This window comes from Photobacterium sp. 270122K, assembly GCF_059941365.1.
On record NZ_JBPOEN010000002.1, the window covers coordinates 318,664 to 342,967 of the forward strand.

19 protein-coding genes are annotated in these 24,304 nt (G+C 50.2%); 8 read left to right on the top strand and 11 right to left on the bottom strand.

The genetic code is table 11. From position 1 onward, the window contains the following. Window positions 1-70: 70 nt before the first annotated feature. From ACSF8W_RS04640 to ACSF8W_RS04650, 3 genes are read right to left on the bottom strand one after another with little or no spacing between them, the layout of a single operon-like run. A complete protein-coding gene (locus ACSF8W_RS04640; protein ID WP_500845469.1) occupies window positions 71-1,600 on the bottom strand; it encodes a SpoVR family protein in 1,530 nt (509 codons plus the stop codon). A gap of 22 nt (window positions 1,601-1,622) precedes the next feature. Then, a complete protein-coding gene (locus ACSF8W_RS04645) occupies window positions 1,623-2,894 on the bottom strand; it encodes a YeaH/YhbH family protein (RefSeq protein ID WP_500845471.1) in 1,272 nt (423 codons plus the stop codon). 32 nt (window positions 2,895-2,926) lie between these two features. Beyond that, entirely contained in the window at window positions 2,927-4,861 is a 1,935-nt protein-coding gene (locus ACSF8W_RS04650; RefSeq protein WP_500845473.1) for a PrkA family serine protein kinase, read from the bottom strand. 574 nt (window positions 4,862-5,435) lie between these two features. Here ACSF8W_RS04650 and ACSF8W_RS04655 point away from each other — a divergent pair. Continuing rightward, window positions 5,436-5,816 (top strand): VOC family protein, encoded by a 381-nt coding sequence (locus tag ACSF8W_RS04655; protein ID WP_428476913.1) that lies wholly within the window; start codon window positions 5,436-5,438, stop codon window positions 5,814-5,816. Between the two features lie 123 nt (window positions 5,817-5,939). Here ACSF8W_RS04655 and ACSF8W_RS04660 read toward each other — a convergent pair whose 3' ends face one another. Beyond that, window positions 5,940-6,815 carry a D-hexose-6-phosphate mutarotase gene (locus ACSF8W_RS04660; RefSeq protein ID WP_500845475.1) on the bottom strand — a complete coding sequence of 292 codons (876 nt, stop codon included), beginning with the start codon at window positions 6,813-6,815 and terminating at the stop codon, window positions 5,940-5,942. Between the two features lie 248 nt (window positions 6,816-7,063). Next, window positions 7,064-8,059, bottom strand: a complete 996-nt coding sequence (gene gap, locus ACSF8W_RS04665; protein WP_500845477.1) for a type I glyceraldehyde-3-phosphate dehydrogenase — start codon at window positions 8,057-8,059, stop codon at window positions 7,064-7,066. Between the two features lie 347 nt (window positions 8,060-8,406). Here gap and msrB point away from each other — a divergent pair, with 347 nt between their 5' ends. Next, window positions 8,407-8,805, top strand: a complete 399-nt coding sequence (gene msrB / locus ACSF8W_RS04670; RefSeq protein WP_500845479.1) for a peptide-methionine (R)-S-oxide reductase MsrB — start codon at window positions 8,407-8,409, stop codon at window positions 8,803-8,805. A 14-nt stretch (window positions 8,806-8,819) separates the two neighbouring features. Here the strand turns inward: msrB and ACSF8W_RS04675 are convergent, their stop codons facing one another. Then, window positions 8,820-9,653 (bottom strand): DUF2989 domain-containing protein, encoded by an 834-nt coding sequence (locus ACSF8W_RS04675; RefSeq protein WP_500845481.1) that lies wholly within the window; start codon window positions 9,651-9,653, stop codon window positions 8,820-8,822. 167 nt (window positions 9,654-9,820) lie between these two features. On the opposite strand from ACSF8W_RS04675, the gene ACSF8W_RS04680 reads away from it, so the two are divergent. Next, the gene (locus tag ACSF8W_RS04680; protein WP_500845483.1) at window positions 9,821-10,132 is read left to right on the top strand and encodes a YeaC family protein; all 312 of its coding nucleotides are present in this window, start codon (window positions 9,821-9,823) and stop codon (window positions 10,130-10,132) included. 57 nt (window positions 10,133-10,189) lie between these two features. Here the strand turns inward: ACSF8W_RS04680 and ACSF8W_RS04685 are convergent, their stop codons facing one another. From ACSF8W_RS04685 to sppA, 3 genes are all read right to left on the bottom strand, one after another. After that, a complete protein-coding gene (locus tag ACSF8W_RS04685) occupies window positions 10,190-10,861 on the bottom strand; it encodes a glutathione S-transferase family protein (RefSeq protein ID WP_500845485.1) in 672 nt (223 codons plus the stop codon). 184 nt (window positions 10,862-11,045) lie between these two features. Continuing rightward, window positions 11,046-12,056 carry an asparaginase gene (gene ansA / locus ACSF8W_RS04690; protein ID WP_500845487.1) on the bottom strand — a complete coding sequence of 337 codons (1,011 nt, stop codon included), beginning with the start codon at window positions 12,054-12,056 and terminating at the stop codon, window positions 11,046-11,048. Window positions 12,057-12,140: 84 nt separating this feature from the next. Further along, complete coding sequence (sppA, locus tag ACSF8W_RS04695; protein ID WP_500845489.1) at window positions 12,141-14,027, bottom strand: signal peptide peptidase SppA; 1,887 nt, start codon at window positions 14,025-14,027, stop codon at window positions 12,141-12,143. A gap of 263 nt (window positions 14,028-14,290) precedes the next feature. On the opposite strand from sppA, the gene ACSF8W_RS04700 reads away from it, so the two are divergent. The 4 genes from ACSF8W_RS04700 (at window position 14,291) to mnmH (ending at window position 19,308) form a co-directional block, all read left to right on the top strand. Beyond that, window positions 14,291-16,303, top strand: a complete 2,013-nt coding sequence (locus ACSF8W_RS04700; protein WP_500845491.1) for an FAD-dependent oxidoreductase — start codon at window positions 14,291-14,293, stop codon at window positions 16,301-16,303. Between the two features lie 185 nt (window positions 16,304-16,488). Continuing rightward, entirely contained in the window at window positions 16,489-17,040 is a 552-nt protein-coding gene (locus tag ACSF8W_RS04705; RefSeq protein WP_500845493.1) for an NAD(P)H nitroreductase, read from the top strand. Window positions 17,041-17,179: 139 nt separating this feature from the next. Then, on the top strand, window positions 17,180-18,220 hold the full coding sequence (gene selD, locus ACSF8W_RS04710; RefSeq protein ID WP_500845495.1) for a selenide, water dikinase SelD: 1,041 nt from the start codon (window positions 17,180-17,182) through the stop codon (window positions 18,218-18,220). After that, the gene (mnmH, locus tag ACSF8W_RS04715; protein WP_500845497.1) at window positions 18,220-19,308 is read left to right on the top strand and encodes a tRNA 2-selenouridine(34) synthase MnmH; all 1,089 of its coding nucleotides are present in this window, start codon (window positions 18,220-18,222) and stop codon (window positions 19,306-19,308) included. The genes selD and mnmH overlap by 1 nt, the downstream gene beginning before the upstream one ends. A gap of 106 nt (window positions 19,309-19,414) precedes the next feature. Here the strand turns inward: mnmH and ACSF8W_RS04720 are convergent, their stop codons facing one another. Then, a complete protein-coding gene (locus tag ACSF8W_RS04720) occupies window positions 19,415-20,224 on the bottom strand; it encodes a glucosaminidase domain-containing protein (protein WP_500845499.1) in 810 nt (269 codons plus the stop codon). Between the two features lie 198 nt (window positions 20,225-20,422). On the opposite strand from ACSF8W_RS04720, the gene ACSF8W_RS04725 reads away from it, so the two are divergent. Then, window positions 20,423-22,429 (top strand): DNA topoisomerase III, encoded by a 2,007-nt coding sequence (locus tag ACSF8W_RS04725; RefSeq protein ID WP_500845501.1) that lies wholly within the window; start codon window positions 20,423-20,425, stop codon window positions 22,427-22,429. 75 nt (window positions 22,430-22,504) lie between these two features. Here the strand turns inward: ACSF8W_RS04725 and ACSF8W_RS04730 are convergent, their stop codons facing one another. Next, complete coding sequence (locus tag ACSF8W_RS04730; RefSeq protein WP_500845503.1) at window positions 22,505-24,130, bottom strand: sensor domain-containing diguanylate cyclase; 1,626 nt, start codon at window positions 24,128-24,130, stop codon at window positions 22,505-22,507. Between the last annotated feature and the right edge of the window lie 174 nt (window positions 24,131-24,304).

The following is a 24,304-nucleotide window of genomic DNA, read 5'->3' on the forward strand; positions in this document are numbered from 1 at the left end:
TAAGGCATCTCTTTTTTATTATGACGGTATGTCTTTATTCAGTCTCAGTAACTGTTGTGTCTACCGTTGTCTAAATATCCGTGTTGTACTGGGTGCGGGAAGGGCAAGTCGCTAAGATTTGCGACCGACCATCGGCGAGTTCTTCTTCCATCGTCACTTCAAACCCCCACAAGCGGTGTAAGTGCTTCAAGACTTCTTGATGCCCATCTGCCAGTGGTACCCGATTGTGTGGGACATAACGCAGGGTCAGTGAGCGATCCCCTTTTAGTGCCACATTCCACACTTGGATATTCGGTTCGTTGTTGCTCAGGTTGTATTGTGATGACAGCTTTTCACGAATCGCTCGATACCCTTCTTCGTTATGAATAGCACTGACTTCCACATAGTTGTGTCGGTCATCGTCGTTCACTGCAAACAGCTTGAAGTCCCGGATCACTTTCGGTGACAGGAATTGGCTGATAAAGCTTTCATCCTTAAAGTTCTCCATCGCAAAGTGCAAGGTATCTAGCCAGTTTGTCCCTGCAATATCAGGGAACCAATGTTTGTCTTCTTCCGTAGGAGATTCACAGATCCGGCGGATATCCTGGAACATCGCAAACCCTAGTGCATACGGGTTGATCCCGCTGTAGTACGGGCTGTTATATTCAGGCTGTGCCACCACGTTGGTGTGACTGTGGAGGAACTCCATAATGAAACGCTCACTCACCAAGCCTTCATCATAGAGGTGATTCAAAATGGTGTAGTGCCAATAAGTCGCCCAACCTTCATTCATCACCTGCGTTTGTTTTTGCGGGTAGAAATATTGGCTGACCTTACGGACAATACGCACAATTTCCCGTTGCCAAGGTTCAAGCAGTGGGGCATGTTTCTCGATGAAGTAGAGAATGTTTTCCTGCGGCTCTGCCGGGTAACGCACTTCTTCTGTCACGGTTTCTTTTTCCTGTTGGACAGGAATGGTTCGCCACAGAGAATTGACTTGGGTTTGCAGGTAATCTTCGCGCGCTTTTTGTCGCGCTTTCTCTTCTACCATCGAGATTTTTTGTGGTCGCTTGTAACGGTCGACCCCATAGTTCATCAAGGCGTGACAGGAATCGAGCAGTTTCTCGACATCATCGACACCGTATTTCTCTTCACATTCTGTGATGTATTTACGGGCAAAAAGCAGATAGTCGACAATGGAGCTGGCATCCGTCCATGTCTTGAATAAGTAATTGCTTTTAAAAAACGAATTATGGCCGTAGCAGGCATGGGCCATGACCAATGCCTGCATGGTAATGGTGTTCTCTTCCATCAGGTAAGCAATACAAGGATCGGAGTTAATGACGATCTCATACGCCAGCCCCATTTGGCCGTGTTTATAACCGCGCTCAGTCTCAATGAAGCGTTTACCGAACGACCAATGATGGTAGTTGATCGGCATCCCAATGCTGGAATAAGCATCCATCATTTGTTCTGCCGTGATCACTTCAATCTGGTTGGGGTAGGTGTCGAGCCGGTAATGGTTGGCGACACGCTTAATTTCTTGGTGATACTGTTCCAACAGATCGAATGTCCAATCAGGACCATCATTGAGTGTTTTTGTTTTAATGCTTGTCTCCATAGCACACTCCCCCTAAAGCGTCTTAACTGACTTGCTTCTTAAATAGCTCCCGGAATACAGGGAAAATGTCTTCCACGCTCCTTATGTTTTGCATCGCAAAATTGCGGTGACCTGCTTGGAGTGCTTCATACTCCCGCCACAAGGTTTGGTGTGCCCGTCGAGTGATCTCAATGTACGAGTAGTAGCGGGTAACAGGGAGAATTTGCTTGTTAAGCAATTCTCGGCATCCCGGTGAATCATCCGCCCAGTTATCCCCATCAGACGCTTGGGCTGCGTAGATATTCCATTCCGCTGGCGAGTAACGTTTTTTCACGATTTCATCCATTAATCGCAATGCACTGGAGACAATGGTGCCCCCCGTTTCTTGCGAATAGAAGAACTCGTGTTCATCCACTTCTTTCGCCTGTGTGTGGTGGCGAATAAACACCACGTCCACGTTTTTGTAGGTACGGTTAAGGAACAGGTACAGCAAAATATAGAAACGCTTTGCGATATCTTTGGTGGCTTGATCCATCGAGCCGGACACATCCATCAAGCAGAACATCACGGCTTGGCTGGTGGGCAGTGGACGGCGTTCATAGTTTTTGTAGCGTAAATCAAACGTATCAATAAACGGCACACGGCTGATTTTTTCACGTAAAGACAGAATTTCTGTTTTTACGCGTTCTTCTTCAAACGGCTGTGCGGGCTCCGTATTCATCAGCCTATCAAGGGCTGCTTCGAGTTCTCTCAGATTACGGCGTTTCGCGGCCGTCATGGCCGTCCGTCGTGCGAGAGAATTCTGCAATGATTTCACAATCGCAATATTGGCCGGTACACCGGATGACTTGTAGCCTGAACGGAAGGTTTTCCATTCAATAATTTTATTGAGCTGATTTTTCTCGAGATTTGGCAATTCCAGATCTTCAAATAGCAGATCGAGGTATTCATCTTTCGAGATTTGGAACACGAATTCGTCTTGACCTTCACCATCTTGGCTGGCCTGTCCTTCGCCCGCGCCACCTTGCCCGCCCCCTCCTTGGGGGCGTTCAATACGGTCACCGGGTGAGAACTGGTCATTGCCCGGGTGGACAACTTCACGTTGTCCACCACGGCCTTGGTGAAAGCTTGGCTCACGAATATCACGCGAAGGGATTGTAATGTCTTCGCCGCTATCCACATCAGTGATCGAACGCTTATTTACCGCATCAGCAATGGATTCTTTAATTTGCTGTTTATGTCGGCGTAAAAAGCGCTGGCGATTCACCGTGCTTTTATTTTTACCGTTGAGCCTGCGGTCTATAAAATGCGCCATAAGCTCTCCCCTTATTCATCCCATCCAATTGGTTATGAAGACTTACGTACGCGGAGGTACCACTCAGACAACAAGCGGACCTGCTTACGGGTGTAGCCTTTCTCCATCATACGAGCCACGAAATCATCGTGCTTCTTCTGCTCGTCGGTGGAGGTTTTGGCATTGAATGAAATCACTGGAAGCAACTCTTCCGTATTGGAGAACATTTTCTTCTCAATTACGGTGCGCAGTTTCTCGTAGCTCGTCCAGTTTGGGTTTTTCCCGGCGTTACTGGCGCGTGCACGCAGTACGAAGTTGACGATTTCATTTCGGAAATCCTTCGGATTGCTGATCCCTGCTGGCTTCTCAATTTTCTCGAGTTCATTGTTCAGCGCTGCACGGTCAAACAGCTGCCCGGTCTCCGGATCGCGGTACTCCTGATCTTGAATCCAGAAGTCGGCATAGCTGACGTAGCGGTCAAAAATATTCTGGCCGTACTCCGAGTAGGACTCGAGGTAGGCGGTCTGAATTTCTTTGCCGATGAATTCGACGTATTTCGGCGTGATGTACCCTTTGAGGTGCTCGAGGTATTTCTCGGCGATCTCTTGCGGGAACTGCTCACGTTCAATTTGTTGTTCTAACACATAGAACAGATGAACGGGGTTCGCGGCCACTTCGGAGTGGTCGAAGTTGAACACGCGAGACAGGATCTTAAACGCAAATCGCGTTGAAAGACCTGCCATCCCTTCATCGACACCGGCGTAGTCACGGTATTCTTGGTATGACTTGGCTTTCGGATCCGTATCTTTCAGGGTTTCACCGTCATACACGCGCACTTTCGAGTAAATGCTAGAGTTTTCAGGCTCTTTCAAACGAGACAGCACAGAGAAACGCGCCAAAATTTCGAGTGTACTTGGTGAGCACGGTGCAGCAGACAGTTCACTGTTTTGCAGCAGTTTCTCGTAAATTCTCATCTCTTCCGAGACGCGTAGGCAGTAAGGCACTTTCACGATATACACACGATCGAGGAAGGCCTCATTGTTCTTGTTATTACGGAACGTTTGCCATTCTGACTCGTTCGAGTGCGCGAGAATGATCCCGTCAAACGGCAGGGCAGAAAGTCCCTCGGTCCCGTTATAGTTGCCTTCCTGTGTCGCGGTCAGCAACGGGTGCAACACTTTCAACGGTGCCTTAAACATCTCGACGAATTCCATCAAGCCTTGGTTGGCTTTACAGAGTGCGCCGGAATAGCTGTATGCATCCGGATCGTCTTGTGAGAAGTGTTCAAGCTGACGAATGTCGACTTTACCAACCAGTGATGAAATATCCTGATTATTTTCATCACCCGGCTCGGTTTTAGCGATACCGACTTGGTCCAAAATGGATGGGCGCACTTTCACCACTTTAAATTGGGTGATATCGCCACCAAATTCATGCAGGCGTTTTGCGGCCCATGGTGACATGATGTTGTTGAGGTAACGCTCTGGAATGCCGTACTCACTGTTGAGTAATGCGCCGTCTTCGTTCTTGTCAAACAAACAGAATGGATGGTCGTTGACCGGGCTGCGTTCGCCGTTGGCGGTCAGTACATACACCGGTACTTTTTGCATTAAGCTTTTGAGTTTTTCCGCGAGTGAGGACTTACCGCCACCCACTGGTCCCAAAAGATAGAGGATTTGCTTACGCTCTTCCAAGCCTTGTGCAGCATGCTTAAGGTAAGACACGATTTGCTCGATGGCTTCCTCCATGCCGTAGAAATCTTCAAATGTTTTGTAACGCGAGATCACGCGGTTAGAGAACAGTCGGCTCAAGCGTGGGTCTTGCGCGGTATCGATCATTTCTGGTTCGCCAATGGCCATTAGCAAACGCTCTGCGGCATTTACATAGGCGCTGCGATCGTTACGACAGATATCAAGGAATTCTTGCAATGAAAGCTCTTCATCCTTGGCTTCTTCATAGCGCTGACGATAGTGGTCAAAAATACTCATGGTATGCCCCCTGAATCGTTCTTCAATCAATTAGAAAGGACGAAAACGAAATACTTTCACATCCCTCACTAACTAAGCCTAGACCTAACTGATTAAATTGCGTCACTGAGTTGTTGGTTTATAAACCAAAATTTCCATTCTACATTTCATCGCAAAAAGGAATTTCTTTTGCGTATGACCTCACTATCCTCCTATACATCACGTACTGCAAGGGAATATGTTTGAAAATGGTTAACGAATTAATGCGTTTGTGACATGGTGCCTTCTGGTTTTATTTTTCGGTGGATTGTTGTGAGTTTTGTTTTTTATTTGGTTATATCGTCTAAAAATAAAGGCTTTTAGTCATGTAATGGTGATAAAAGTAGGTCGAATTCAGGGGGTTTACTGTTTTTTGCGAAAACGGACATTTTCAACAGCGACTCTTGCAAAAAAAACGAGAGTGGGCGGATTTTGGTCTACGGCTTGGTATAAAGAGGGACTGTTTTATGATTGCGACAAGGTGTTTTTTTGCGAGCGAAATCAAAAACTCTAGATTAAGCTAAAAATGTGCGCATAGTTGGGGAGAGCTTGATTGATGAGTATTTCACGTGTTGATACCGTTTCAATTCCGGTTTCTGATCAGGGGCAAGCATTGACATTTTATCGTGATGCCTTGGGTTTTGAGCTGATACGTGATCATTTGGCAGACAACCATAAGCGGTGGATCCAGTTAGCACCGAAAGGGGCGGAAACCACGATTAGCTTAGTGATGCCATTTGGCGGAATGGAAGCCGGCTCGGTACAGGGGTTGGTTGTACAAACAGATGATATTCATACCACGCACGGCGAGTTGTCTCGTCGCGGGGTACCGTTATCGGAAATCGTGACCATTATTGGTGGGCGTTTTGCGACATTTGCTGATCCGGATGGGAATGGTTGGGTGTTGATTGAAGCACATTCACAGATGCTGGCTTAACGTATTTCAATTGTAGGTTTACTTGTAGATCTAATTATAGATTTACTTGTAGGTTCGATCGTATTTGGTGTAAGCAGGGGAGTGGCCGACGGCTGCTCCCCTGTTTGCATTTGTACGTTGACGTTAGCGGCTAACGGCCACGGTGGTCACCAAGGCGTGAGACTCACCCGGCTCAAGGGTAACGGCGCTGTCACCGTGGATGGTAGATTCTACACAGACCATGGTTTCAAAGCTGTTGTCTGCCATGTCCGCCATGCTGATAGACAGATCCTGCCATGGGTTCCAAATCACCGCGGCAGTATGGCCTTCGTTGGTGATATGCAGTTGGCGTGGGCTGCCGTCTGCCACAGTAATGGTGTGAGCAGGTTGCGTGTACACACGGTCAACTTCACCATGGAATCGCAGGCTGTCACCCCCCGTACAGGTTTTGCCCGCTTGGGTGCTATCCAAGTAGGTTTCACCCATACCATTGATGGCGACGTGGTGAATATCATCAATGGCAAAGTACGTGTGCAGCGCGCCCGAATACTGCCAAGGTTGCGTGTCAGTATTGGTTGATGTGAGTGTTACTTTCAGTGATTGGCCGATTTCAAACGTCAGTACGTTGCGAAACTTATGCGGCCAAATTGCATGGGTGGCTTCGCTGTCTTCAAGTACAAGCGCAACAATCACGCCATTTTCGTTCTCACGATGTTCTAGCAACGTCCATTCACTGGTGCGTGCAAAGCCGTGAGAGGGTGTGCCAGCCTTTCCAAACCATGGCCAGCAGACGGGAATACCGCCACGAATGGCTTTTGCTGGATCAAATTCTGCGTTTTCACTGAGCCAAATGACGTCCTCTTCACCGGCCGGTTTGAAGCAGAGCAAATGGCCGCCGTGCAACGTAATGCCGGCTTCCGCTGTGCCGTGAAGGACACGTACCATTTTTAAACCTTGGTATTCGCAGACAGTGACGGCATCAGATAACACCGCAATCGTTGGTAGATCTTGAAGTTTCATCGAACAATCCTTTCATTGGGCAATGTGTCAATCACTGAAATAGAGCGCTATTTGGGGCATATTTCACGGATTGAAACACTTATTTTTGTTTAAAAATTAAAAGAAAATAATAAAAGTTATTTGTTAAATTTGTGACTGTTTTTGTGAGCTAGATCACCTTTGTGGCGTGATGGGTAGGGGGTTATGGAATGACAGATACAAAAAAGGCGACACCGTAGCGTCGCCTTATTTCTTGCTAAAAGCTTACATTACTTAGAGATGTGAGCGATTAGGTCAAGAACTTTGTTTGAGTAACCGATTTCGTTGTCGTACCAAGATACAACTTTAACGAATTTGTCAGTTAGAGCAACACCCGCTTTAGCATCGAATACTGAAGTCTGAGTTTCGCCGATGAAGTCCTGAGATACAACTTGGTCTTCAGTGTAACCTAGTACGCCCTTAAGCTCGCCTTCTGATGCTTCTTTCATAGCAGCACAGATTGCTTCGTAAGATGCAGCAGTTTTTAGGTTAACAGTTAGGTCAACAACAGAAACGTTTGCAGTTGGTACGCGGAAAGCCATACCCGTTAGAAGGCCGTTTAGTTCTGGAAGAACAACGCCTACTGCTTTAGCAGCGCCAGTTGAAGATGGGATGATGTTCTGAGAAGCACCACGACCACCACGCCAGTCTTTAGCAGAAGGACCATCAACAGTTTTCTGAGTTGCAGTCGTTGCGTGAACTGTAGTCATAAGACCAGATTCGATACCGAACTTGTCGTTAAGAACTTTAGCTACTGGAGCTAGACAGTTAGTTGTGCAAGATGCGTTAGAAACGATGTCTTGGCCAGCGTAAGAAGCGTGGTTAACGCCCATTACGAACATTGGAGTAGCGTCTTTAGAAGGGCCAGTTAGAACCACTTTCTTCGCGCCAGCAGTGATGTGCTTACGAGCAGTCGCGTCGTCTAGGAATAGACCTGTTGCTTCAGCAACAACGTCAACACCGATTGCATCCCACTTAAGGTCTTCTGGGTTACGCTCAGCTGTTACGCGAACAGTTTTACCGTTAACGATTAGGTTACCGTCTACAACTTCAACAGTACCGTTGAAACGGCCGTGAGTTGAGTCGTACTTAAGCATGTATGCCATGTACTCAACGTCGATAAGGTCGTTGATACCAACAACTTCGATGTCGTTACGCTCTACAGAAGCACGGAAAACAAAACGTCCAATACGGCCAAAACCGTTAATACCTACTTTGATAGTCATTACAGTTGCTCCACAACTTAATTTCTAATGAAAGATAACTGGTAGTAAAATTACAGAATCTAACGTGACGCTGCAAGCTAAAAACGTACTTAAATTGCTTGAGGTCAAAAAAAAGTTCGGATTCTTTTTACATTCCCACTACAACGCTGCAAAAGTAACCAGCAATTGTATGAATATCCATCATTACCGTTATTAACTTTTAATATCAACACTCACCACATCGAAATATGCTTAAATGGGCAGTGAAGATGTAAAATCCTTTCGGCGGAAAGTATGTGCCACGGTGTACCCTGTTGGCAACACCTTTTCAGCGATGACGAGAGGAAGACAGATAGAAAGGATAACGAATGTCAAATAAATTAGATGCTTATTGGCGTGAAAAGCTATCTCCTGAACAATATCGCGTGTGTCGCGAACAAGGGACGGAGGCACCATTTTCCGGTACGTTGCTGCATAACAGGGAAACGGGGATGTATACCTGCACCTGTTGTGAGGCGCCATTGTTCCATTCGGAGAGTAAATTCGATTCGGGTTGCGGTTGGCCGAGCTTTGATGCGCCTGTTAACAAAGACGCGATTCGTTTCTTGCAAGATGACAGTCACGGTATGCGACGCGTTGAAATCCGTTGTGCTCAATGCGACAGTCATCTTGGGCACGTGTTTACGGATGGCCCGCTGACAACCGGCGAGCGTTACTGCGTTAACTCCGTGTCGCTGATTTTCCAGCCGCCAGCAGAACCGGTGTAGGCTATCTGAGTCGTTTATGGCATCAGCTGCGCGGGATCAAACTCACCCTGCCGGATCATTTCTGCCATACGTATCGCTTGTGCCGTGATCGCGGCACGTTGCGTTTCGTCCATAGGGTAAAGGAACGCCAATTTTTCTTGGCTTGCGATCGGCATGTCGAGAGCAATCCCCGTCATTGACCAGAGATAGGCATGGTGCGGGTGACCTTGTTGATGCGACAGGGTCGCCAGCGTTTGAATAATTTCAGGCTTCACGGTTTGATTGGCGTCATAAAGCGACAGTGCCCGCAGCAGCAACATCTGGGTCTTCGTGCGATCTTTGGCGATATAAAACGTCGCGAGTGCCAATTGTAAGTCTGGCGTATCTAAAGCGGGTGTCCCTTCAAGGCGTAAAAACTGACGCAGCGCATCTTGATCCCCCTGGCTCCATCGGTAGTAAATGATCTCAGGATCGGTGGATGTCGCCAGTTCCTCATTCAGCCGCTTTATCGATGCATAGGTATTGAGTAGCGCGCGGTTGCGGTGGGTTTTGCGTTCTTTGAGCTCAGTGGGTTCAATACGGGCTGCATATTCCAAGCAGTGCTGATACGCCGAGGTGAATTTCAGTTCTTTGAATTTCTCTTGATCGGTCGGCGTTTGCATCACGTCATAACGCTGCCAAATCACGTTTGCTCGCTGAATGCGGCATTGCCCGTCATTGAGGTTGGTATCCGCACAGATCTCGGGGTAAGCCTCACACAGTTGATCTGTGGTGCGGTGGCGTTCAAAACAACCCGCTAGTGGCACAAGGCTCACCAGCAGTACCGTAGTTTGGGTAAGGCGACGCAATACTCGAGTCATAACAGCCATGTTCTCACGCGGGATAAATAAACAGTCAGGGGCAGGGTGTGATCCCCTAAGCATTTTATCGACGTATTCTTAGCGACCTTTAGCTGAAACTGTTATTACTGCGTGAGTGATAGCAATAAACCCGATCGGACGCACAGTGCCGACATCGTGCCGGAAGAGGAAATAACATGGATGTAGAGACGCTGCTTAACGCAATGACCCCTGATGTGTATACGCGATTGTGTACGGCGGTGGAGATCGGCAAGTGGCCGGATGGTACTCCCCTGACTGCCGAACAACGTGATGCCACACTGCAAGCGGTGATGTTATACCAATCGCGCCATAACGAAGAGGCAGCCCATATGTCCGTCGCGCAGGGGGGCGAGATGGTGTTCAAATCCAAGGCTGAGTTGACGCGGGAATTTGTGCCGACTGACGACCATGATGACGCGCCGACTATTTCGCCCACCATTGCACGCTTTAAGGGGGACAGCTTTTAAGCGCTGTCCGTCAAAAACATGATGGCAGACTATGCGCCCTGTACCACGATTCAGGGCTTAGCGAGTCACCGTTCCCACAATGATGGGCTCGCAGTAAAAACTGGCGAGTTCATGATCTTCTTTACTGATTAAATTAGCGACCCACGGCTCTTGCTCAATGGTACTGAGGTAGTGATTGAGGCGAGGGTAATGGGTAAAGCGTAACCCGGCCATCCAACCACTGCGCAAGACGCTCCATAGGCTGATTTCTGCCATGGAAAAGTGCCCTCCCACGAAGCCTTTTTCGGGCATTTGTTCTTCTAAATACGTCAGCGCCAACGGTAGATGGTGCTCAATGCACTGTTCGACCGCATCGTGGTCGACGTCTTTGTTGAGCATTTTTCCGCGTAATATCTTCTGATAAAACAATACCCCACCCACTAAAGACGTTAACCGTGTATCGGCATACTCTTCTAACCAGCGGATCTGTGCCCGTTCACGTGCCGTGCCGGGATAAAGAGGGGGGACGGGGTTCAAATCATCAAGATAATGGGCGATCACGGTGGAGTCGATAATGGTTAACCCGTCGTGTTCCAGGATCGGTACTTTGCCCATGGGATGGCGTTTTTGCGCGAGTTCTTTTTCCATATAAGGGTTAAGGGGTTGCAGCTCATAAGTAATGCCCTTATACGCAAGCGCGAGCATGATTTTCCTGACAAACGGTGAAATAGAGGAACCATGGAGGATCATAATCAGTGCTTGGCCTTCACGATATTGGAATAGTGAAAGTGTAGCTGAGTTGGCCGTGATGGGGGATGTACGGGTGTATCCGGTGAGTGACGGTGGCGTTTTTGGGTGAGCAGGCATAAAAAAACGGATGCCGCGGGGCATCCGTTCAAGCCAGGCAAGATGCCTGCTGATGCGTTGAGGGCACTTAGTGTGTCAGCTCGCCGCGCAGGTCTTGTTGCATCAAGCTGCGTACCGATTCAATCGGTAGATCTTGGCTCAGCAAGTAATGCAGTTTTGCCAATGCCGCTTCTGGGGTCATGTCGTAACCGCTCAGTACGCCGGCATCTGCCAGTGCACACCCTGTCGCGTAACCGCCCATGTTCACTTTGCCAGACAGGCACTGTGTCAGGTTCATTACGACCACGCCTCGGCTTGTTGCTTCCGTCAACTGCGCGAGTAACTCGGGGTTTTGGGGGGCGTTACCGACGCCAAAGGTCAGCAGGATCATCGCGTTCACCGGCTGACGCAACGTATTGCGGATCACTTCCGGTGAAATGCCCGGGTACATGGTGATCACGCCAATCGGTTGTGGGGTGATGTTGTGTACACGGAAGGGACCGTCTGGTTTTTTATCCAATTCAACATTGTTAAGTTGGATGTTGATCCCTGCTTCAAGCAGTGGGGGCAGGTTAGGTGAAATAAAGGCACCAAACCCGTCAGCATGTGCTTTAGTACTGCGGTTACCACGGATCAATTTATTATTGAAAAAGACCGTGACTTCATTGATAGGGTAGTTTGCCGCAATGTGTAATGCGTTTAGCAAGTTACTCTGCCCATCAGAACGCAGTTCTGCCAGTGGGATCTGTGAGCCTGTCACAATCACCGGCTTGTCGAGGTTTTCAAACATGAAAGACAACGCTGATGCGGTGTAGGCCATGGTATCCGTACCATGCAAAATCACAAAACCATCGTAGTCGTCATAGTTCGCTTTAATATCATCAGCAATGCGCTGCCAATCCATTGGTGTCATGTCCGACGAATCGATCAGAGGCTCGTATTCGTGGGTCGTGAAGGTAGGCATCTCTGCACGATGGAATTCTGGCATGCTTTCCAGTTGCTTTTCCATGAAGCCAGCAACCGGGATATACCCATGGTCTGATTTCTGCATACCAATGGTGCCGCCTGTATAGGCGATGTAAATGTTTTTTCTTTCCATATGTAAGGCACAGAATTATCGGTTGGTGGCCCGCATTATACGGTGAACAGCGCGTAAAAAAAGCCCGGCAACGCCGGGCTGATCTCACTTTTCGATATTGAGGCAGTTTATACAGAACGCATATTGCCCTTTTGGATCGTTGAAGTTACCAAGGGTGGTAAGGTCTGTTACAACCTGTTGGGAGACCGGTTGCAGTGCCGTTGGCACGCTGCCCCACATGGCTTCCGTTACCCACAATTTGGCTTGGCCCGAAATGTCTTTCATGAACAATTCAAACGGTGTCAGCGGTTGCGCCATCCACTCAAGTTCGTAGTTATTACCAACATTGGCCAGTTCAGCGGCGCTGGCGACAGCGTCATCGAAGTCACCCAGAGCATCCACCAATCCCAGTTTTAGGGCATCTTGTCCGGTCCATACGCGGCCTTGTGCCACCTTATCGGTTTGCGCCAAGGTCATGTCACGGCTTGTGCTGACTAAGTTGATAAAACGCTGGTAGCCATTTTCGATGCTGATCTGGAACAGGTCGGCTACGCCTTCTGGCAATTCACGGGTCACGCCCACACCTGCAAACGGGGTCGTACCGACACCGTCACTGTACACGCCCATTTTTTCCAAGCCTTTTTCAAAGGTGGTCATGATGGCGAAAATACCGATAGAGCCGGTGATCGTGGTCGGTTGTGCCATGATCTTATCCGCACTGGCTGCAATCCAGTAACCGCCGGAGGCTGCCACGCTCGACATCGAGACAACCACGGGTTTCCCTGCTTCTTTGAGAGCCACGACTTCATTGCGGATCACTTCAGAGGCAAATGCACTGCCACCTGGGCTGTCCACACGCAGTACCACGGCTTTTACGCTGTCGTCATAACGGGCATTACGCAGCAGTGCCGCAGTGGTATCACCACCGACATTGCCTTGTTTTTGCGGGCCATCCATGATCGCGCCACTGGCCACAACCACAGCGATGTGATTCGTTTCCACGGTCGGATCAAGCGCATTACTGTCTTGCGACGTCATGGCCTCTTTCAGCGTAGGCTGGTAGTCGTAGTAACTGATCTGATTAAAGCTGTGATCGTTATTGTCACCGAACAGATCGATCAAACGCTGACGCAATGCCGGACGGCTAAGCAGTTCATCGACCATGCCTTGGTTAAGATTGAGCTGCGCCCAATCGCCATTCACGGCTTTAAATTGTTCGATGAGTTGATCCAACTCTGGCGTCATGACCGCAGTATCGATTTGGCGATTTTTAGCCACATCACTGGTGTACGCCCCCCACAGTTGGTTCAGCCACACACCGTTGGCTTCACGCGCGGCGTCTGACATGCCGTCTAAGGTGTACGGTTCAACAAACGATTTATACGTGCCCACGCGGAACACATGGGTGTTGACGTTCAGCTTTTCGAGCAATGTTTTGTAGTACAAGCTATAGGTGCCGTAACCCTGCAGCATCACACCCCCATCGGGTGCCATGAAAACGGTATCGGCATAGCTTGAAAGGTAGTACTGGCTTTGCTTGTAGTGTTCGCCAATGGCGACAACCGGCTTGCCGGTTTGCTTGAATTCCTCAATGGCTTTGGCGATATAGCGCATTTTGGTCAGGCTGGTTTCCTGCATGTTTTTCAGGTTCAGCACCAAACCGGTAATGCGATCATCGGTCGCTGCCGTGCGCAGGGTCTCTACGACGTCAAACAGCACGGTTTCTTGTACCGGCGGCTGACCGAGTGCGTTGCCTGCGAGGGTATCAAACGTATTCACGGGCGAACGTTGTTCGACAATCGGACCAGCAATGTCGAGGACAAGCGCCGCTTTCTCTGGGAGTTCTGGCTCTTTCGAGCTTTCATTGAAGATGAATAGCCATGCACCAATGACGACGAAAAAGAGCAGGTTTGTGAGGATCTGGCGAAGGATATTGATGCCTTTACCTATCCAGCCAAACAGTTTTCCTATTCCTCTGAAGATCACTTTCATTGAAATTCCTAATTATTATGAGTCCCTAAGCATATTGGGGATGCTTGGGTATCTATCCTAACCGAGTAGACACGCAATTTCAGTAACAATTCCCTATAGGCTAGGCGGTTAGCATGAAATAGAGCAATAAATCGCCATGCGAGCTTCTTTGCGTGTGAGGGATAAGATGCAAATATTGCGTTACTGATATGTAAACAAATTTTTGATAAAACTATCACTCCTTCGTATACTGGTCAGACCATATCAGAAAAGGTGTGATCGCCATGGATGAGCAAGCTTACCCGCATTTACTCGCGCCGTTGTCCTTAGGGTTCACGCAATTGCGTAATCGCGTTTTGATGGGATCGATGCATACGGGATTGGAAGAGTCGCGCGATGGTTTTCGTAAATTGGCGGCTTTTTATGCCGAACGTGCCCGCGGTGGTGTCGGCCTGATTGTTACCGGAGGCTTCTCGCCCAATCTGCGTGGCCGTTTACACCCGTTGAGTGCTGAATTCAGCTCAGCCCGCGCCGCGCGCGCCCACCGTGTGATCACCGACGCTGTCCATCATGAAGGGGGCAAAATCGCCCTCCAATTGCTGCATGCCGGGCGCTACGCCTTGCACCCGTTTGCGGTGAGTGCGTCGGCGATCAAATCGCCAATCTCCAAATTTACCCCCAGTGAAATGACGGCAAGGCAGATCCGCGCCACCATTGACGATTTTGCCCGCAGTGCTGAATTGGCCAGAGAGGCCGGTTATGACGGCATCGAACTGATGGGCTCAGAAGGTTACCTCATTAATCAGTTTATTTGTCAGCGGGCGAATCACCGCTATGACGAATGGGGGGGCTGTTATGAGAACCGCATCCGTTTCCCGCTTGAACTCGTGAAAGCGGTCAGGGCTAGAGTGGGGCGGGATTTTATCGTGATTTTTCGGCTGTCGATGCTTGATTTGGTCGAGCAAGGCAGCACCCATGACGAAGTGGTGCAGTTGGCCAAAGAGTTAGAACAAGTCGGCGTGACGTTGTTAAATACCGGCATTGGTTGGCACGAAGCGCGGATCCCTACCATTTCGACGCAAGTGCCCCGTGCGGCTTTTGCTTGGGTGACAGAGCAAGTCAAACACGCGGTGTCTATCCCGCTGATCACCTGTAACCGCATCAATACCCCGCAGGTGGCTGAAGACATTTTGGCGGGGGGGCAAGCGGACATGGTGTCGATGGCGCGGCCGTTTTTGGCAGATCCGTATTTTGTGCACAAAGCCAGTGAGAACCGCGCCGCGGATATCAACACCTGCATCGGTTGTAATCAGGCGTGTTTGGATCATGTGTTTGTCGGCCAGCGTGCAACGTGTTTGGTGAATCCGCACGCTTGCTACGAGACGGAGTTGCAACTGACACCGGCAGCGACCTCGCGCACCATTGCCGTGGTCGGCGGTGGGCCTGCTGGCATGGCGACGGCAGTGGCTGCAGCAGAGCGGGGTTTCGCGGTGACGTTATTTGAAAAAAATGCAGAGCTGGGCGGGCAATTTAATCTCGCCATGCAAATTCCGGGCAAAGAAGAATTCAAAGAAACTATTCGTTATTTTACCCGCCGCCTAGAACAAACGGGTGTGACGGTACACCTTGAGCATGCGGTTGATGCAGATGCTTTATCTGGCTTTGATGAGGTTGTGGTGGCCACGGGGGTACAACCGCGCATGCCCGCGATTTCAGGCATTGATCACCCCAAAGTGGTGGATTACCAAACCGTGATCCGTGAACAGCGGGTGCTGGGAGCGAACGTGGCTGTGATTGGCGCCGGCGGGATTGGGGTGGATGTCGCCACGATGCTGACGGAGCCCACGGAGCAGCGTCTGGATGATTGGCTTAAAGAGTGGGGCATTGATAAGACAGTGGAACACGCAGGCGGCTTGTACCCGTTTGCTTCGTACGTCAGTCCGCGTCAGGTTTGGCTACTGCAACGTAAATCTGGACGAGTAGGCAAAGGGCCGGGGAAAACCACCGGTTGGATCCACCGAAAAGTGCTGGAAAAACGTGGTGTCGAGCTACTGGGTGGAGTCCGTTACGATCATATTGACGATCAAGGGCTGCACATTACGGTAGAAGGGCAATCGCGTGTGCTGGCGGTGGACAATATCGTCATTTGTGCCGGACAGACCTCGGTAGATACGTTGTCGGCCACGTTGCGTGCAAAGCAGGTGAGCGTGCATGTGATTGGCGGTGCCGAGGTTGCCGGTGAGGTGGATGCTAAGCGCGTGATCCGCCAAGGGGTGGAATTGGCGGCCAAGCTGTAACGGGTAAGCGATAACGGCCAAGCGATAACCGTCACGATTCAGAGGGCGGTGATGTGAGCGGGTCATATACCCATGTTGTTTGCCGGGTTTTATGCCGAACAGGGTGTGATAGGGTAGATCCTACAACGTGTCACCGTCATTGATGACACAAGAGCGTGTTATAAAACGTGTAATAGTGAGGGATTATGGATGCACTGGCTTTATTGTTGAACCGTCGGTCGTTACCTAAAATGACCGCCCCTGCTCCAGATGGAGAGGCGCTGGAAACGATTTTCCGTGCCGGTTTGCGCGCGCCCGACCATGCCGGATTGACGCCGTGGCGGTTTATTGTGTCGCAGGGCGAAGGCTTACACACCTTGTCGGGGATTTTCGCCGCGGCGGCGCAAACGGAAGGCGAGGATACGACCACGGTGGAGAGAGTCAGCAACGCTCCGTTTCGTGCACCCATGGTGATCACCGTGGTGGCCAAGGTGACCGAGCATGAGAAGGTACCTGTTATTGAACAGTATCTCTCAGCAGGCTGCGCAGCTCATGCCATGCAAATGGCGGCTGTCGCACAGGGTTTTGCCGCCTTCTGGCGAACCGGAAAATGGGCCTATCATGAAGCCGTGCGTGAGGCATTGGGGGTCACGGGTGACGATATGATTGTCGGCTTTTTGTATGTGGGCACTGCGGGTTGTCGCGATGTAAAAGCGCCAGAGCGAGATTTAGCACAATTTGTTGAATATCTTTCCTGAGGTATTTATTTGCTAACAAATCCACTTGATGTGGCGCAAAGGGAGGCCGTTTAGGCTTCCCTTTTTGATCCTGATGGATGACAGGATCTGGTGGCAGGAGTAGAATCCTCCGCTTCTTGTTATTATATCGGAGCGCGTCATGGACAATGTTCGCCTAACTCAATACAGCCACGGTGCAGGATGTGGTTGTAAAATCTCACCTCAAGTGCTTGATACTATTCTTAAAACCCAGATCGCTCCGTTCGCTGACCCTAACCTGCTGGTGGGGAACGAAAGTAAAGATGACGCCGCTGTGTATGATCTTGGCAACGGCACCGCTGTGATCAGCACAACCGATTTCTTTATGCCGATCGTCGATGATCCGTATGATTTTGGTCGAATTGCAGCAACAAATGCGATCAGCGACATCTATGCCATGGGCGGTAAGCCGATCATGGCGATTGCTATCTTAGGCTGGCCAGTAAACGTGTTGCCGCCAGAGATTGCACAAAAAGTCATTGAAGGTGGTCGTGCTGTGTGCCGCGAAGCGGGTATTTCACTGGCGGGCGGTCACTCGATTGATGCCCCTGAGCCGATTTTCGGTTTGGCCGTGACCGGTATTGTGGATACTGATCGCGTGAAGCGTAATAACCAAGCGGAAGCAGGGTGCAAGTTGTACCTGACCAAGCCATTGGGCATTGGCGTATTGACGACTGCCGAGAAAAAATCCCTGCTAAAAGATGAGCACCAAGGTTTGGCTCGTGATTGGATGTGCAAACTGAACAAGCCGGGTGAAACCTTCGCTGACATCGCGGGCGTGAAAGCCATGACCGATGTGACCGGTTTTGGTTTGATGGGACACCTGAATGAGATCTGTGAAGGCAGCGGCCTGAAAGCGACCATTCAGTTTGATCAAATCCCACACCTACCGGGTGTGTTTGATTACATCGCGCAAGGCAGTGTACCGGGCGGGACAACCCGTAACTTTGACAGTTACGGTCACCGTTTAGGTGCCATGACTGAAGAGCAAAAATCACTGCTTTGTGATCCACAAACATCAGGCGGCTTATTGCTGGCCGTTACGCCGGAAGCGGAAGCGGAAGTGCAAGCGGCTGCCCAGCAGCACGGTATCACACTGAATGCGATTGGTGAGCTGTTTACCGCGACAGACAATGACACTGTTTTGATTGAGATCCGCTAATGTCTCGTCCTAACTGTGAAGATTTTCAACACCTGTTTATTAACGATATCCCGTTAATGGATATGCGCGCGCCGATTGAATTTGAACAAGGCGCGTTCCCGACCTCAGACAACCGTCCACTGATGACAGACGACGAGCGCAAAGCGGTCGGCACCTGTTACAAAGAGGAAGGGCAAGAGGCGGCCATTGCACTGGGTCATACATTGGTGAACGGTGAAACGAAAGCGGAACGTGTCGCACAGTGGAAAGCGTTTTGTGAGGCGAACCCGAACGGTTACTTGTACTGTTTCCGCGGCGGTTTGCGTTCACGCATTACCCAGCAATGGCTAAAAGAAGCGGGCATTGATTACCCGATGATCGTCGGGGGCTATAAAGCCCTGCGCCGTTTCCTGATCGATACCATTGATGCGGTGGCTGAGAAGCCGATGACGCTGATTGGCGGGAACACCGGCAGCGGTAAAACCCTGATGCTGCATGAGTTGAACAATGGCATCGACTTGGAAGGCGCGGCGAATCACCGTGGCTCCTCGTTTGGTCGCTATGTGACGGCGCAGCGTACGCAGATTGATTTTGAAAATGTGCTGGCGGTGGAAATGTTGAAAAAACAAGCCGCAGGTGCGTCGAGCTTCGTCTTTGAAGATGAAGGCAAAATCATCGGTTCGGTCAGTACGCCATTGTCGATTAACCGCGGGATGGAGCAAGCGCAGATCGCGATTGTTGAAGATCCGCTGGAGGTACGACTAGGCCGTTTATTGGATGACTACGTGGTACGTATGCAGCGTGATTTCTGTGCAACGTATGGCGAAGAAGACGGCTGGCAGCAGTTTGCTGACTACTTAGCCCGTGGCATGTTCGGTATCCGTAAGCGTTTGGGCATTGAGCGTTATGATGCCTTACTGGCGACACAGCAAGCCGCGATTCAAGCGATGAAAGCGACTGGCTCATTGGCTGGACACGAAGGCTGGTTAACGCCGTTGCTGACCGACTATTACGATCCCATGTATACCTATCAGCTGAGTAAAAAAGCCGATCGTATCGTGTTCCGTGGTGATTACGCGACGGTGCGTGAGTGGTTGGCGACCCGCTAGTTGTTGTTCATGCGTAGTCACTCGGATTGCGCACGATGAAACGAAAAACACCCCGCGCCGTTCAAGCGAACAGCGCGGGGTGTTTTTTTATGTCTGACACAACCGATTAGGCGGCGTTGACAGGGGGCATGTATTGGCGATCATCACGGATCATCGCCTGAATTTCTTGCACGTATTTCTCGCCGATTTGCGAGTAATGGAGTAAGCCTTCTGCCAAGGCATCGGCCATTGCATCATCGGTAATGCTTTTATTTGTGGCGTGTTGCTGCAAACGGATGTCACGCAAGGCTTGATAGGCCGGATTGGTGTTCACATTGTTAAAGTACGCATCAATGGCGGCTTGTGTGCTGTTAAAGCGTTGCACTTCATGGAAATTGCCGCTGGTTTCTTGGTGCGGGAACAAGCCGCAGCCTTGGGTGTAGCACCACTGCCCAAAGTAATTATTAGCCTCTACCGCAAAGCGCGATGTGCCCCAGCCGGATTCAATCGCCGCTTGGCTCATCACCAAAGGGGCGGGCAAGGTATCAACGCGTGCTAACAGGGCCTGCTGCCAAGCGGCATCAACGCCCGCTGCCGGGATAGGCAAACGGTACTGTGTGGCCATCTTCTGTAAGAAAGGCGTGTTCTGTGTTGTTGGGCTTTGTGCAAACTGCTTTTGAAGGGCGGCACGGTCTTGTGCAATGGCGTGATTAGCCTGAGCAATCATGGGTTGCAGGTAAGCGAAAAAGGCGGTTTTCTTTTCCGCAACATTGCCCATTGCGGCGAAGTTTGGCTTGTTATTGTTTACGACAAGGTGATGCGTTGTCGGCGTATGGTGCGGTGGCGTTTGCTCGGCTCTTACCTTGATAGCATGAATCGCGGTCAAACTGACCGCGGCGGCGAGAGTGATCACGCCAACGGTGGAAACTTTGGTCATAATGGTTAGTACCTTAAAGACGCACCCGAAAGAAGATCTGTACCTTACGCCCATCTTTTTAGGCTATCAAGCATTCCTTTGTGGTATTTATTGGTGATTTTGTTTCTCGGTAACTGTTTTTATATCCAGTGTAATGGTTGCCGCTTTTCGCCATTTTCGGTACAGTCTCGCTATTACTGCTACCAAGTGAAACTGTGAATGACTCGTTTGTACATTGCTGAAAAGCCAAGTCTTGGCCGCGCGATTGCCGCGGTGTTACCCCGTCCCCATAAAAACAATAATGGTTACATTGAAGTGGGCAACGGCGATATTGTGACCTGGTGTATTGGCCACCTGCTCGAGCAAGTTGAGCCGGATGCCTATGATGCGAAGTACAAAAAGTGGAACATGGCTGACTTGCCGATTGTGCCGCAGCAGTGGCAACTTAGCCCACGTAAATCGGCCAAGCAGCAATTGGCTGTGGTCAAAAAACTGTGTAAGCAAGCAACAGACGTGGTGCATGCGGGAGATCCCGATCGTGAAGGCCAGTTGCTGGTGGACGAAGTGATCGACTACGTGAAGTTATCACAGGCCAAAAAAGCGGCGATGCAACGCTTACTCATTTCCGATCTTAATCCTGCAGCGGTGAAACGTGCCTTGGGGCAACTACGCAGTAACCGTGATTTCATTCCTCTCTCGGTGTCGGCCTTGGCGCGCTCGCGGGCAGATTGGCTGTACGGCATGAACATGACCCGTGCCTACACTTTATTGGGGCAGAAGGGCGGTTACCGCGGCGTATTGTCTGTCGGACGGGTACAGACACCGATATTGGGCTTGGTGACACGCCGTGATGATGAAATTGCGAATTTCATCCCTAAACCGTTTTATGAACTGTTTGCCTTGATCCCGTATCAGGACATGGTGATCCGTGCCAAGTGGCAACCGAGTGAGGCGTGTCAGCCTTGGCAAGACGAAGATGGCCGCATTCTGAACCGTAAGCTGTGTGAAAACGTGATCAGCCGGATTAAAGGGCAGCCTGCCGAGGTCACAACCGCTGAGCGAAAAGAAACCCGCCAAGCACCTCCGTTGCCGTATTCACTGTCCGCGTTGCAGATTGATGCTGCCAAGCGTTACGGCATGAGTGCGGCGGATGTACTGGCAACGTGTCAGTCGTTGTATGAAAAGCACAAGGCCATCACGTACCCGCGTTCAGACAGCCGTTATTTGCCAATGGATCATTACCGACAAGCCAGCGAGGTGTCGCAGGCCATTGCCAATACCGATCCTAAGCTTGCATCTGCGGTCACCGGCGCAGATTTGGGTCTGAAATCCAAGGCGTGGAACGATAAAAAAGTAGACGCACACCATGCGATCATTCCTACACCGAAAGCGGTGAATCCGGCGAGTCTTAGTGCGAATGAACAAAAAATTTATCAGCAGATCGCCCGTCAGTACCTGATGCAGTTCTATCCGGCCGCCGTGTACAGTGAAGCCAAGCTCGAATTTACCATTGTGGGTGGATTGTTTATTGCCCGTGGGCGTCAGTTGATGTCACCGGGGTGGCGTCAACTACTGGGGCGCGATGACAGCAAAGAGACCGACAGTGATTTGGCCGATAAAGTGCCGCCGTTAGACAAAGGCACGGTGTTGCTCTGTCAGGATGGCGAGATCAAAGACAAGATGACGGAGCCTCCAAAGGCGTTTACAGAAGCGACCTTGTTGCAGGCGATGACGGGGATCGCCCGTTTTGTTTCGGATCAATCGTTGAAAAAAATTCTGCGCGATACCGACGGATTGGGCACCGAAGCCACCCGAGCGGGGATCCTCGATATTCTGTTTAAGCGTCAGCTTTTACTGCGACAGGGAAAAAGCATTCACGCCACAGAAGCGGGACGCGGACTGATTTACGCGTTGCCGGATGAAGCGACGTATCCGGATATGACAGCCCATTGGGAACACCAGTTGCAAGATATGGCAGATAAGAAATGCGCGTATCAACCCTTCATGGCGGCATTGGAAGCACAAGTGCATCGATTGATGACACAGGTGCAAACCAGTGAGGTACCGCGTAGCTTAATGTCGCTCACCTCACCGGAGCCGTTTAAGGGTAAAAAAGGGCGATACAGCAAGAAAGGCGGGAGCGCGAAATTGTCCGGGGCGGGGCGTAAAACCGCGACTAAGACTGCCACGACCAAGCGTACCCGTAAGCCACGTGCTGCGGACTAAGACCGCAGAAACAAGACGGATTAGCCCTGAATAATGTACAAGGCCGTGAGTTTCTCACGGCCTTGTTGGTTTAGGCTATGCAATCACGAATTGGTTACGGCCTTTTGATTTTGCGTTATACAGTGCGCCATCTGTCCGCTCAAAAAATTGGGTTGGCGAGATGTCGCTGGATGGGATCACGGTACACCCACCGACACTGATAGTGACCACATTGGGGGCACTGTCAGCACCTTGTTCGCGAGGAAGGTGTAATCGATACACCGTATCCACCGCCCGTTTAGCGGTATAGCGCGCGGCATAGTGATCTTGCCCGGGCAGCAGCAATACAAACTCTTCCCCGCCATAACGGGCAAATAACGCCCCTGCACGGCGTTCCAGTGACGACAGCGCCTGAGCAATTTCGCGCAGGCAGTCATCACCTGCGGCATGGCCGTAGTGATCGTTATAGTGTTTGAAATGATCAACATCGATCACCAACAGCGATAACGGCAACTGGTGACGTTCAGCGCGTCGCCATTCCTCAATAAACCGCGCATCAAACACCCGTCGGTTGGCCACGTTGGTCAACGGATCCAACCGCGACATAATTTCCAACTGCTCATTGGCACATTGCAGTGCTTCGGTGCGTTCCGTAACGCGTTGTTCTAACTCGGCATTGAGTGAAATGAGTTTTTCTTCTGCTTGACGGCGGACAAAGTGCTGCGACACGATAAAGCCAAACTGCTTCAACACATGCTGTTGGTAATCGTGAATCGGTGCGCCTGTCAGTAAGTTATCGCAAGCAATCCAGCCGATAGGGGTGTCTTCATCCCACAGGGATAAATACGCACTCCAGCCCAAGACGCCCAGTGGTTTCAAATCGTGGATGATCTGCGTGTTTTTCTCCACGACGAGATATTCTTTGTTCTCGACTGTGTGGTTCGCAAACCACATATCCGGAATCGCCGATTCAAAGTAGCGTTCATCCACCGTTTTGCCTTCCAGATCGGTTCCGTACGTGCCCTGCATACGGCCCTGCTCTTTGAACAGAAAAATGGCTAGACGGTCGATACACAAGGCGCGTTTGGCTTCATCAACGGCCGTGAAAAACATGTTGTCCATTGACGTTGCACGCCACAATTTAAACGAGATGTCGTGCAGTGCTTGCAGTTGCAAGTACAGGCTGTGCTGTTCGTCTAAACGAATTTGTAGTTCTCGCTCTGCGGTACGTCGACCGGCATGCTCATCTTGAATCGTTTCATTCACTAAAGAGGCATCAAGCTCAGCGGCCAATAAGGTTGCTAATTGTTTGAAATGATCACAAGTGAGGGAGGCGTTTTGCGCCATTTTGGGCAAATCAATCACCAAGCACCCCATGATCACAGCGCGGCGTTCTAACGGTAGCCATAAGCGACGTATATCACCAATATCATCCATGTACGGTTCTCCACGGCGAATGGCTTTGGTGATTTGATAGAAAGGGATACCAACATGCTCAGGGAGTTCGATGGGGGGGAAGTGATGCGAAAGATCGTCGGCTTGCATCGAAAAAAGCATTTTCCAATGTGATTTATAAGCAACGATAAGCACTGTTTTTTCAACGGAAAAATCGACCGCTAAACGGCGGCAAATCAATTCGCTAATGGTATGTAAACCGTGCGCCTTTCCCCATTGAGAGAAGAGATGATGGTAGAAGCGTGTGATTGGTGCGTGCTGGGCCAAAAGATCGGATCCATCGATTACAACTAAGGTCAGTTATGTATTGTTACGAATTTTTCATTATGAATTGGGTACAACGGCCGCAAAGTTTTTAATTTTCAGCACAAAAGATATAAAAACGAGAAGCTGTAAGCAATTATGTGCAATCGCGATGTAAAAGTTCGTCCGGATCACATT